Here is a 12,934-nt window from a genome sequence, read left to right on the forward strand (position 1 = left end):
GAATGCTTGATATAAAAACGTTGCAGAATCTTGAGGCATTAAAAAGTAATCTACCAAAGGGAAGAAATGTTGATATAAAGAATCAATTTTCCACACCAGGCCTTCAACCTATAGGAACAGAAAATGGTTTGTTTTACTGGGAATTTTCCGAAAATGATGTCGAGGAATTTGTTCATATATATGAAAAGATTAAGCAGGCAGATAATAGGTCATATAACGCTATGCTATCTCAACTAAGAGATAAGTGTAATTTGATGGTGGCAAGGGGAATATCCCCAGTAGGATGTGCCATATATGCAACAAAGACAATAAATTCATACTTAAACTTTAAAAATTTCATAGATGAACTTGTTGAAATATTATATACATTTAATTGCAGCGAGTATATAAATGAGGAACTTGAACATATATTAAAAAAGTGGACTTGGACTCCTCAGCTTCGAATTGCAATTAAGCTATGTGGCAAATTAGGTAATTTAGACCTACTAAAGATTGCCTACAACAGATTTTATTATGACGAAAACTTAAGGGTGGATCTTTTTAAAGCCCTAATGGACACTGGAAATGAAGATGCACTTCCTTACATTTTATCCTTTATAAAAATACTTGATAAGGAGAATGAAAAGGATAGGCAGATAGCAAATTATTTTAAATCTAAGGTATATCTATTTTTACCTGATGGAAAACGTATTATTGAGGATGTCTATAATTCAAAAAATATAAGCTCCTTTGGGAGAAAGGTATTATCTGAACTTATAACTCAAGGTGTAATAACAGATACAGGAAACAATGTTCAAGTTAAAAATAGACCATACTATATTAAACTTGCAAGAATTGCGGCAGTGGGTGCTAAGATAGATGAGTTCAAGAAAAAAGAGGCATTAGATGAACTATATTTAGCACTAAATAATGAAAACTTAAGGGGACATTCCCTATTTGCACTAAGGTTTACTAATAGAAAAGAGGCAGGAGATTATATAATAAATACTCTAAAAAATCATCAATGTAGTAAAAAGGATATTAAAGATGCCATAATGACATTAGGATTTTTAGCATATTCCGAAGGCAAAGAATTTATAATTGAAAAATATCTTCAAAAGGTTGACTATAAAGTTTATGTCTGGGCATATTTTGCACTAATTAAAGATAATAGCTATATAGAAAAGCTTGCCTCAGAGCTTTTTGAAGAAAAAACAACAATAGCAGAAGAGGTTTCTGAGGTTATTAGGCAAATTTATAAGAGTGTACCAGAACTTAGAGCAATGATTATAGAAAAGTTTAAGGGAAATATTCTTTCAACAGATGCATCAAAGGTATTAAAGGCATTAAAGAATATACAGCTTGTTATACCTGCAGTTGAAAATGAATTTAAACCAATTTTAGAGATAATATTTGAAAAGATGGGATATAAGGATAAAGAAGTTGTTTGGAGAGCACCTAATGTATATGATGCAGTATTATCTTTAATTAATAAATTTATAGGTGAAAACAATATTCCAGGCTACATAGAAAAATTCCTATTCTATGTTATGAATAATGAAAGCTTTAACAGCAGTATAAGAACAAAGGCGATGTCGATTCTAAACAACGTAAATCCTGGAGGTATTGAAGCAAATGCTTGATTTTAATATTCAAGATAGAAGCATTATCTTCTTGGAAAAGGATTTTTTCGAAGGGAAGGATATGTCAACCTTAGGTAGTCTTTGTACAAGAAGCTACCGCAGGGGCAATTATTATATGACCTATGTATATTCAAAGATAGGAATTCAAAAGACGGGTATAGATGCCTTTTATCTATACCTTGTCTTATCTTTGTTTAAACTTGGATATATAAACATTGCAAATAAAATATTAAAGAAGAACCTGCAACTGATTGAGGGTTTGTTTTATAAAAATAGTGTAGATGTTAAGGATTTAATTGAGTTTTGTATATTGTTTGAATACGATGAAATCCCTCTTGACTTAAGGGGTGAGTTTGACAGTTTATCCGATAATGATGTTCTAAAGCTTATATATAATGCAAGAAAGAATAAGGATAAGGAAAGTATATTGAAGCTTTCATCATATTTTGAAGAATTACAGGATTCCTTTTACAAAACCTACATAGCCACAGTATTAGGAAGTATATTTAGTCCAATTTATTTTAACTATGCAGCAAATAAAGAGTTTTTTACTCCGAATATGATAGATAAGAATTTAAATTTTAATATAAATTCACTTTCGTTAAGGGCTATTGATTCTGAAATAGTAGATTTATTTGGTTATCATAATTTCGAAGGAAGGAATTTTAGGTTTTATTCATACCCCTATGATGATGGACTTGCAAATATGCACCTACTTGAATACAAAGGTAAATATTTAATCCTTGATTGTGGTGCATATAATAATGATTATGATATTGGAAAAATAGACGCGTTAGGTTTCCTAAGGGCACTTAATGTAGATATAAGAAACGTTGAAGGTGTATTTATAACCCACGCACATTTAGACCACTATGGTAGCATAGATGTTTTAAAGGGGCTTGGATTAAAGTTTTTTATGACAAGACAAACGTATGACTTAATTTTGAAGGTTGGATTTAGTTTGGATGGATTTGACATTAATATTGTAAAGTATGATGAAGTAGTTAAGCTTAATACTTTTAATATAATTCCCTTTAGGAATGGACATATTTTAGGTTCCTGTGGATACGATATATTATTTGGAAATAAAAGAGTTGTTTATACAGGGGACTTCTGCTTAAACAACCAATTTACTGTGGAAGGCTTGGAGCTTAAAAAATTAATTCAAAGGGGAAAGATAGATTTACTTGCAATAGAGGGAACATACCTTAATAAAAAGGATGGATTAGAATATAGGGATAATCAAATTATCCTTTCAAAGGTTGTTAAGAAGTTAAACAACCACCAAATAAAAACCCTTATACCAAGTTTTGCAATAGGAAGAGCTCAAGAGGTTGCACTTATTCTACAAAGTTATAACTCCCTAAGGACTCCAGCACTGATAGATGGAGAGGCAGCAGATATAACCTACTATTTTCAAAGACAAATAGATAAAAATATAATAAATAGGTTAACGAGTGTATCAAACAATGATATGGAATTTAAATTATTTAATTATGATGTTTTTATTGTAAGTTCAGGTATGCTTCAGAGGGACAGCACATCCTATAGGTACTATTATGAATTAAAGGATAAGGATTTAGCTATTGTAAAGGTTGGGTTTATAAGCCAAAATAACAGTATAATGAATGAAATAAACATATTTGAAAATAGCCAGTTTTTCTTTGACATTCCTCTTTCAGGACACGCAAGCTATAACCAGTTGGTGGAGACGATTATAACATTAAGTCCAGAGAATGTAATTTTTGTGCATACGGTGTAGAAGAATTTATAGGAATATATAGTAACTTTGTTTATTGACAAATAAAAATTGGAAAATATATAATATTAATATATTGAATTAATTTTTTATTCATCTGATGCATACAAAAACCTATTTGACCCCTTATACATAGGGGGGTTTTTTGAAACCTTATTTAAATTAGATATTTCAATGGGTAGAGTACATTAAAACTTTTATACATACCCTGTATAAGACTTAATTTAACTGCTAAATTAACAACTTTTTTGGGGGTTTTGAAAACAGCCTCCTTCAGCCCAGATTTTTCAAGGCACAAAAAAGGGTGCAGTAGAAATGAATATGACCTGTTTGAAGGGATTGTCACAATTTATAATCACCTCCCATCTTTATTGTCTTTTCTCCTGGTAGAAATGAATATGACCTGTTTGAAGGGATTGTCACATTCGAATTCTTCTATATACTGACTATAGTTTTCTTCCGTAGAAATGAATATGACCTGTTTGAAGGGATAGATAGCTCCAATTTAGGGGGCTATTTTTTTACATATAATAGAATAAGAGTATGTAATTTGAATTTGAAAGGAAAATAGGCTTTTATGTAGAAAATTATTATATAGAAATCTACATAACAAGGAGGGGAAAATAGTGTCCCAAAATGAGAATAAAGCTAAATTTAATAAAGTCATAATAACTGGTGGAACATCTGTATTTGGCTATAACAACTATTTAAAGGAAATGGCTGTGGATATTGGTGAACTAAATATTTTATTAAAAAGAGGACAAGTTACCTTAGAGGATGCAATAAAAAAGTGCAAGGATAGACAATTCCCTGTAGATGAGGGATATTACAAAAGAATAAGTGCAGAGTTTTCAGTAATAAATGAGCTTAAAAATGCAGGGCATTTAAGTGAACAATTTGATGTGACTATTCTTCATACCGATACAAAGGATGGCTGTTTAGCAGCAGAAATAAATAGAAAAATAATAGAACAGCAATTTAACACAAAGGTAAAGCTTGTGAAGGTGGAAAATTTAGATGTATCAAATAGTAGAAAGCTTAGAGAGAATTTAGGGGACTTTATGGAAAAATTATCAAGGGAATTGGTACAATCATATAAAGAATATACATTTTTTGCTCCAATTGGGGGATATAAATTGATGACATATTTAGGGTATGTTGTAGGTTCCTTCTATGGTTATGAAACTGGATATTTATATGAGGAAAATCAAGTTTTAATAAAGATACCACCAATGCCTATTAAGATAGATATAGAATGGATATTAAAAAAGAGGGACTTATTAATTAAATTATTAAAAGATGAAATAGTTTATTTTTCAGATTTAGAAGAAAAAGATAAAATTTTTATAAATGAGAATTCATTTTTCTTTGAAAGGGTTTCAGATGAAAATGACCAACTTGTTTCTCTAAATGCCTATGGAGAATTTATCTTAAAAGATTATTTATTTACAAGAAAGCTGGTTTCAAGGGATTTAATCTATATGTTTGATGACGCAAAATACAGAAATCATATACAATCTAATCTATTAAATTTAATAAGCAAAGTAAAAAGTTTTTATAGGGATGGAAATAAAGGAAAAAATATTATAGGAGAAATAATGCATAATAAAGAATGGGGATTTGATAAGCCATATTTATATAAAGGAGATTCTAATGGAGAACTTGTATTTAGGTGTTTATGGGACTATGACTTTAATAATGATGAGATAAAAATATTTGAAATTTGGACAAACCACGCAGATTATGAGAGGGAATGTGCAGCAATATCCAAAAAAGGTTATAATAAAAATCAAGATATGGTAGAGATAGATTAGACAATGAGTAAACAAAAGGTGTTAGACACTTTTTGTTTACTCATTTTTTGTGCAATAAAAATAATATATAAATTTGATATTTTAAAAAGGAAATGATTTGTATATAAAGAATCTTTAACATATAAAGATAGGAGGAATAATTATGCATTACATAATTTTAAGAGTATTTGATGATTTTAGTTTGAATTCCAACGTTTATCAAATAAGCAAGGAAAACACTAAAATAGTAATAGATATGTTTGGCGATATAATAAGAAACCTAAAAGCAAAATGGGTAGTTTTATATTATATAGGAAAATATGCATCAGATACCAATGTATATTGTTGTTCATTTAAAAGGTTAAGTATAGTTAATGGTAGATTAAGAATAGAATTTGAAAATAAAAAGAAGGAATTGAAGCATAAAAATAGTGAGTTTAATGCAGAGTTATATGGTTTGTTAGTTAGAAATGGAGTAATAAAAAAAGATGATCGTATGCCCTATATGATATTTTTAGATGAAAATGATAGAAGCAATTTAAATAGAAGTTTAAATAAAACAAAAATAATGAAAAATGATAAAACAATAGAAGAACTTAAGAGGGAGAATGATTGGGAAGGTTTATATAATACATTAGGTTCATTGGAGGAAGCAAGAAATTCAGAAAAATGGAATGATGCAGAATATTTATCTGAAGTAGCCTTTGCAGCAACTCAATTAGGATTTTTAGGAAAAATAGATAAAAAAATCTTAAAGGATAAAGAAAAAAGAAAAGAACCACTTGAGAAACTTGCAGAGTACAGAGAAACTGCGGAAATACTGTATAAAAGATGTATTGAAATAGATAAAGATAATGAAGTAAGATACCTTGATGGTTTAGGCTTTATTAAATATCAATATGTTTTAGATTGCTTAAATTATAGAGCTGATAATTCCCAAAATATAAAAGAATCTTTTTTTGAAGCTGAAAGATATTACAAGGAAGTTTTGAAAAGAGACGAATCAAGAATAAAAAATTTATATAGGCTTGGTTACCTTTATGTAGATAAATCTAAAATGGTATTTCGCAATCAGGAAGATAATAATCAGAATGTAGATTTAAATAAAAACTATGTTATAAAATACCAAAAGGAAGGAGTAGAGTATTTACTTAGTGCAATTAAAGTTTATGAAGCAATGAAAGATGAGTATGAAAGAAAGAAATTTAGAAATGAATACTTAAAATCCTATTATACATTAGGTTCCTATTATGCAGATAAGGTTAAATTGGATTTTAATAAGTTTAGAAATTTAGTTAATGGAAATGGAAATATTTCAAGTAACTATTATAAAGACAATATTAAAAAGGCATATACTTATCTTTCAAAATGTTTTGAACTCCAATATGGTGAAGGAGTAGAAAGTATTTTTAATGAAAATTTTGAATACAAAATAAGAGAAACCTATAAAAATTGGACAAATGAACCCATAGAAGTCCTCTATTGGTTTGGTATTACTTATATGGGTATGTATATATGTAATAGAGGAACGAATGTTCCAAGGGAAGAACAACAAAAATATGTTCAAAGGTCAAAAGCCTGCTTTGAATATGCAATAAAGCTTAACTGGGTGGAGGTAAATAAAAAAACACCTAAGAATTATATAGAGGAAAAACTCGCAAGACTCTATATTTTAAATGGGGAATATGATAAGGCAGTAAAACTATTAGAAAAGTATAAAGATAAGAAGGGGGTTCAAGATTATATAATTAATACTTTCAATTTTGCAAAGTGGCTTGCAGATAATAAGAAAATATCCTAAAGGGTGGGATGATATGTATATAAATCAGGGCAAAATGCAATTTGAAAACGATGAGATAAAGGAATTGTTTGGAATAAAGGATGGGGAAAAGGACTTCCCCATCTATTTACAAAATATAATAGTTGATTTAATTTATAAGGAAATAGGACTTGTAAGAACAAATAATGACATTTTTTCAAGCCTAAGTAGAATAGATAAAAATGTAGTTTTAGATGTAATACAAAATATAGAAAGTATGTACAGTCTTATACAAAAAACAGATTACAGCAACAAATATTTAACTTATCTTTGGTACTACCTTCCGAACAACATATATAAAGTATGGGCACCTTTGATAGATCTTGCAACTTTAGGAGAATTAAAAACCAATATAAAAATATTAGATATAGGAACAGGGCCAGGTTCACTTCCTATTGGAGTTATTGAACTTTATAAGGTTTTGGCAGAAAAGTTTGGTGAACAAAAATTTAATATAGAATTTTTTCTTGTTGATTCCCAGAAGAAGTTTTTAGAATATGCAAATTCTATACTAAATAAATTAAAGGATTTTCTCCCTAAAAATTTAAATATAAAAGTATATTTAAAATTATGCGAAGTAAATAGCAAAGAAATTTTAGTTGAGAATTTAAAGTTTGATATTATCAGTATGAGTAACTTTATAAACCATTTTGAGCATAATGATGATTTTGATGCATTTGAATTTTTATCAAAACTTAAAAACAATCTTTTATACGATGGTTCAATTATAATAATAGAACCTGGAAGTAAAGAAGAGTGCAGGGATATGAAATTATTAAGAAATAGGTTGGTAAATGAAGGTGTTTATAATTTATTTTCACCGTGCCTTTCAATATGGGAAGAAAGACAAAATATAAACTGTTCCTGCTTTACAAGCTATAGTATGCCTATAAAAAAGCCTGAGCTTATAAGCTTTTTAAATGAAATGGGATTGAATAAAAACAAGTATAAGGAATATGTAGCCTTTAATTATTTAGTTTTAAGAACAGATGGCCTTATGAAGTATAGTGTATGTAAAAACAAACAGAGCTATTATACAATAAAGGAAGTTGTAGAAGGTAATTTTGAGGTAGGCAAAAGATACAATATTAAAGGTATAGTGAAAACGAAATCCTTCAAGAATAATAGTTTTTGTATCTGTGATGGAAGCGTTACAGATAGAAATTTTTGGATAAAGATAGAAAATGATGCTGTAGATGAAGTAAAGGAGCTGTTTAACAGGATTAATATGGGAGAGCTTGTTAATGTAAAGAAGGTACAGTTTAAGGACAATAACTTTATATTAGACAAAAAATCAAAGCTTGACGTATTTTTTTAAAATGGGGTGATATTCTTGATTTTAAGTGTTAGTCGTAGGACAGATATACCTGCCTTTTATAGTGAATGGTTTTTAAATAGAATAAAGGAAGGATATGTATATGTAAAAAATCCCTTTAATGCAAAACAGATAAGCAAAATAAATATAAAGCCTGACGTGGTTGACTGTATAGTATTTTGGACAAAGGATGCAAATCCTCTTATGAACTATTTAGATGAACTTAAGGACTATAAATATTATTTCCAATTTACAATAACTCCATATAAAAAGGATATTGAACCAAACTTAAGGAATAAATCAGAAATAGTTGATACCTTTATAGAGCTTTCAAAGAGGATTGGTAAAGAAAAGGTTATATTAAGATACGATCCAATTCTTCTTACAGATAAATACACATTAAACTATCATAAAGCTGCCTTTTCAAAGCTTTGCCAAAGGGTTAGTGGATATACAGACAAGGTTATAATAAGCTTTTTAGATGACTATAAAAAGGTTTCAAGGAATATGAAGGAGATAGAACTTAAGGAGATGACAGCAGAGGATATATATGAAATATCAGACTATTTTTCGAATGTTGCAGGAGAATATGGGTTAAAGATTGAAACCTGTGGAGAGGAGATAGATTTAAGTAAATTTGGCATAGAGCACGGAAGGTGCGTAGATGGAGAACTTATCGAAAAAATAGTAGGATATAAGCTTAAGAATCTAAAGAGGGATGGTAACAGAAGTGCTTGCCTTTGCCACGAATGTATTGACATTGGTCAATATGACACCTGTGCCCACGGTTGCTTATATTGCTATGCAAATATAAACAAGCCTAAGGCAGAGGAAAACTATAGAGCCCACAATCCTAAATCCCCACTTTTATTTGGTGAATATGAAGAAGAATATGTTATAGAAAGAAAGGATGTTAAATCCTTTAGGCTGGAAGAGGGAGAACAGATTAGTCTAATATAAATTTTTACGCATTAAAAATTAAATAAGTTTGATATACAATAAGTATAAAGATTTGTGAGAGGAGAGATAAAATGGCAAAGAAGTTTTTAAGCTTTTTAGGAACAGGGGAATATAGTGAATGTACATATAAATGTCCAAAGGGTGCTGAAGTAAAAAGTAGGTTTATACAAACAGCTTTAGTGGAGGACTTATGCAGAGAATGGACAGAAGATGATGAAGTTATTATATTTCTAACCAATGCTTCAAGAAATAAAAACTGGGAGGATTCAGAGAGATTTGTTGAAGTATCAAGGGAGGAAGTAAGCCCAGAAGAAACAATAATAAGAAGGAGTAAGAAACAGTTTATAGGACTAAAGAAGGAACTCGAAACCCCAAATTATAAAGTTAAGATAGTAGATAAATCTATACCAGAGGGAAAGAATGTTGATGAGATATGGGAAATATTTAATGTAATGATGGATTGTATAAATGATAATGATGAGGTAATATTTGACATAACCCACAGCTTCCGTTCAATCCCAATGCTCGCACTTGTTGTTTTAAACTATGCAAAGGTAATGAAGAATATAGACATACTTGGAATATATTATGGTGCCTTTGAAGCAAGGGATAAAGATGGAGTTGCTCCAGTGTTTGAGCTTAAGGAGTTTGATAGGTTGTTAGAGTGGTCCTATGCAATAAATTCCTTTGTCAAGTTTGGTGACAGCAGGCAGATACTTGACTTTGTAAATAGGGAAAAGAAGTATGATGAAAAGTATAGGGAAGTCTATAATTTTGCTAAAAAGTTAAATACATTTACAGATGCAATAAATACTTGTAAAGGCATTGTACTTGACAACCCACAAAAATCAGTTTACGCAGCATATAAGGATATGATAGAAAGTTTAAATACAATAAGGGAAAAACAAATTTATCCAACTATTTCTGAACTACTCAAATTGGTTGAGAAAAAATCCAAAATTTTTGATTGTAATGATAATTTATCAATTGGAATGGCATTTGTTGAATGGTGTATTCAAAACAATTTAATACAACAGGGATATACAGCTTTAGATGAAACAATAAAGACATTTATATGTGTTTTAAATGATTTAGATGATTCAGATAAAGACATAAGAGAAGAAATTGCAGCAAAGGCAATGGCGGTATATAAATATAAAGACAATGAAAGCAAATGGATTGTAGAGGAACAATATAAGGAAAAGATTAGAGAAATATTAAAAAATACACCAAAGGAAATATTTAAAATTGCAGATGCAATATCAGTTTCAAGAAACGATATAAACCATTTTGGTTTTACGGAACCTGATAAAAGAAAGGATATATCAAAATTAAAAAGTGAATTAGGTATAAAATATCAAGAATTAAAGAAAGTATATGATGAATACTTAAATAATAAGGGGGCATTGGAGGACTTAGAATGAAGTTGATACTACTTTTTTCCCACAAACTAACAGATGAACAAATAAGAGAAGCCGAGAATGAACTTAAGGTGGAAGAATTTATATATCTTCCACAGGAACTGCAGTATATATGGTCAAATATACCACCAGAAGGAGAACTGCCTATATATATTATAGATAAATTTAAGCGTTTTATAATAGACAACGCAAAGCAGGGTGATTATATATTAATCCAGGGTGATTTTGGGGCGACAAATCATATGGTACAATGGGCAAAGGAGAAGGGTTTTGTTCCTATATATGCAACAAGCAAGAGAGAGTATAAGAGCATAACAAATGAAGATGGCTCAATAACTAATGTGCATATTTTTAGACACATTAATTTTAGAAGATACTAAACACTGTGGAATATATAATCCACAGTTTTTTTGCTGTCGACCCCCAATCCTGTAAAAAAACATAGGGGGCAGCAGTTGCAAACTCTCGAAAAAAACTATAAAGGTATTTTTTATTATGAATGTGAAACAATAATATACTTTGAATTATTATAATTTGAAGTATAATATTGTTGAGGTGGTAATATGAAAAAATTTGTGAATAGAAAAAAAGAGCTGGATTTTTTAAATAAAGAATATACAAGAGAAGGTTCATCGTTTGTTGTTATATACGGAAGAAGAAGAGTTGGGAAAACATCTCTAATTAAGAAATTTATAGAGGATAAAAAGGCAATATATTTTCTTGCAACAGAAGAAATTGAAGGTGAAAATATAAATGCATTTAAAAATGCAATTGCAAATTATTTAAATGATGATTTCCTTTTAGATTTACGTATTGATAGCTGGGATAGTGTCTTTGATTTAATATTAAAGAGGGTAGATCCTAAACAAAAAACAATAATTGTAATAGATGAATTTCAGTATTTAGGCTTAATAAATTCAGCATTTCCTTCAATTTTTCAAAGGATTTGGGATGAAAAACTAAAAGAAAAAAATATTATGATAATTTTATGTGGATCGCTAATTGGTATGATGGAAAAACAAACACTAAATTACTCCAGTCCACTTTATGGCAGAAGAACAGGACAAATTAAATTAAAACAAATTGATTTTAAGTATTACAAAGAATTTTATGATGAAGATGTAAATTTAATTGAGTATTATTCTGTAACAGGCGGAGTGCCTAAGTATATAGAAATGTTTAAAAAGGAAAAGAATATATTTGAGGCAATAAAAAACAATGTATTGAATAAAGATAGCTTTTTGTATGAAGAGCCCATATTTCTTCTCGAAAAAGAGGTACAAGATATAGGAACATATTTTTCTATAATTAAATCTATTGCAGCTGGAAACCATAAAATAGGTAATATAGCAACCAACTTAGGAGTTTCACAGACTAAATTAACAAAATATCTATCAACATTGATTGATTTAGATATATTAAAAAGAGAAGTACCAATAACAGAGGAAAACCCAGAGAAGAGTAAAAAAGGTTTATATTTTATAAATGATAATTTTATAGAGTTTTGGTTTAAGTTTGTTTATCCATATAGAAGCTTTATTGAATTAGATAATGTTGATTATGTTTTAGACAAAATAAAAAAAGGTTTTTATATGAATCACGTTAGTTTTGTGTATGAAGATATATGTAGACAAAGTATATGGGATATGATAGTTGGAGGAGAGATTCCATTTTTATTAAATAAAGTAGGTAGATGGTGGAATTCAAAAGAGGAGATAGATATAGTTGGAATTAATACGGATACTAATGATATATTGTTTGGAGAATGCAAATGGCTAAATACACCTATTGATATAGATATATTCTATAGGTTAAAAGAAAAAGCTAAGAAAGTTGAATGGAAAAGAAATAATAGAAATGAATTTTACGTTTTGTTTAGTAAAAGTGGGTATACTGATAGGTTATTAGAACTATCTAAAGAAATGCCAAATTTGTTATTGAAATAATATAGATAGCAAAAACTGTGGAGAATATAATCCACAGTTTTTTTGCTGTCGACCCCCAATCCTGCAAAAAACCCGGGGGGTCGACAGCAGCCTCAAACCCTTGAAAAACCTACAAAGTTACTTTTTTATTACGAAAAAGAAACAATTTGACAATTCAGAAAAATATAGATATAATAATGATTGAAAGGGGTTTATAGCCTACCTATAAGGGATTGAAACATTTCTTTGCTTTCATCTTCTAAAAGCTGTCTTATCTGTTTATAGCCTACCTATAAGGGATTGAAACCCATAGGTAAACT

General features: G+C 29.3%; 9 protein-coding genes. All 9 read left to right on the forward strand.

The genetic code is table 11. From position 1 onward, the window contains the following. Positions 1 to 2: 2 nt before the first annotated feature. Positions 3 to 1,622 (forward strand): hypothetical protein, encoded by a 1,620-nt coding sequence (locus A3M9_RS0112705; RefSeq protein ID WP_027309508.1) that lies wholly within the window; start codon positions 3 to 5, stop codon positions 1,620 to 1,622. Continuing rightward, positions 1,615 to 3,384, forward strand: a complete 1,770-nt coding sequence (locus A3M9_RS0112710; RefSeq protein ID WP_027309509.1) for an MBL fold metallo-hydrolase — start codon at positions 1,615 to 1,617, stop codon at positions 3,382 to 3,384. The genes A3M9_RS0112705 and A3M9_RS0112710 overlap by 8 nt, the downstream gene beginning before the upstream one ends. A gap of 623 nt (positions 3,385 to 4,007) precedes the next feature. Further along, on the forward strand, positions 4,008 to 5,195 hold the full coding sequence (locus tag A3M9_RS14020) for a hypothetical protein (protein ID WP_051350749.1): 1,188 nt from the start codon (positions 4,008 to 4,010) through the stop codon (positions 5,193 to 5,195). Between the two features lie 142 nt (positions 5,196 to 5,337). After that, positions 5,338 to 6,975: a hypothetical protein gene (locus tag A3M9_RS0112720; RefSeq protein ID WP_027309510.1), complete on the forward strand. Its 1,638-nt coding sequence runs from the start codon at positions 5,338 to 5,340 to the stop codon at positions 6,973 to 6,975. A gap of 13 nt (positions 6,976 to 6,988) precedes the next feature. Then, positions 6,989 to 8,311, forward strand: coding sequence for a methyltransferase domain-containing protein (locus A3M9_RS0112725; protein WP_156897917.1), 1,323 nt, complete (start codon positions 6,989 to 6,991; stop codon positions 8,309 to 8,311). A gap of 15 nt (positions 8,312 to 8,326) precedes the next feature. After that, positions 8,327 to 9,268 carry a DUF1848 domain-containing protein gene (locus A3M9_RS0112730; protein ID WP_027309512.1) on the forward strand — a complete coding sequence of 314 codons (942 nt, stop codon included), beginning with the start codon at positions 8,327 to 8,329 and terminating at the stop codon, positions 9,266 to 9,268. Between the two features lie 71 nt (positions 9,269 to 9,339). After that, positions 9,340 to 10,692: a TIGR02221 family CRISPR-associated protein gene (gene csx2, locus A3M9_RS0112735; protein ID WP_027309513.1), complete on the forward strand. Its 1,353-nt coding sequence runs from the start codon at positions 9,340 to 9,342 to the stop codon at positions 10,690 to 10,692. Continuing rightward, a complete protein-coding gene (gene csx20, locus A3M9_RS0112740; RefSeq protein ID WP_027309514.1) occupies positions 10,689 to 11,069 on the forward strand; it encodes a CRISPR-associated protein Csx20 in 381 nt (126 codons plus the stop codon). The genes csx2 and csx20 overlap by 4 nt, the downstream gene beginning before the upstream one ends. A gap of 183 nt (positions 11,070 to 11,252) precedes the next feature. Next, positions 11,253 to 12,635 (forward strand): ATP-binding protein, encoded by a 1,383-nt coding sequence (locus A3M9_RS0112745; RefSeq protein WP_027309515.1) that lies wholly within the window; start codon positions 11,253 to 11,255, stop codon positions 12,633 to 12,635. Positions 12,636 to 12,934: the final 299 nt, after the last annotated feature.

The sequence above is a fragment of the Caloramator sp. ALD01 genome, assembly GCF_000472625.1.
GTDB classification, from domain to species: domain Bacteria; phylum Bacillota; class Clostridia; order Clostridiales; family Caloramatoraceae; genus Thermobrachium; species Thermobrachium proteoclasticum.

Bases quoted from the DNA above. Each gene is read 5' to 3' on its own strand.
- A3M9_RS0112745 (WP_027309515.1), top strand. From the start codon at position 11,253: ATGAAAAAATTTGTGAATAGAAAAAAAGAGCTGGATTTTTTAAATAAA.
- A3M9_RS0112725 (WP_156897917.1), top strand. From the start codon at position 6,989: ATGTATATAAATCAGGGCAAAATGCAATTTGAAAACGATGAGATAAAG.
- csx20 (WP_027309514.1), top strand. From the start codon at position 10,689: ATGAAGTTGATACTACTTTTTTCCCACAAACTAACAGATGAACAAATA.
- A3M9_RS0112710 (WP_027309509.1), top strand. From the start codon at position 1,615: ATGCTTGATTTTAATATTCAAGATAGAAGCATTATCTTCTTGGAAAAG.
- A3M9_RS0112720 (WP_027309510.1), top strand. From the start codon at position 5,338: ATGCATTACATAATTTTAAGAGTATTTGATGATTTTAGTTTGAATTCC.
- A3M9_RS0112705 (WP_027309508.1), top strand. From the start codon at position 3: ATGCTTGATATAAAAACGTTGCAGAATCTTGAGGCATTAAAAAGTAAT.
- csx2 (WP_027309513.1), top strand. From the start codon at position 9,340: ATGGCAAAGAAGTTTTTAAGCTTTTTAGGAACAGGGGAATATAGTGAA.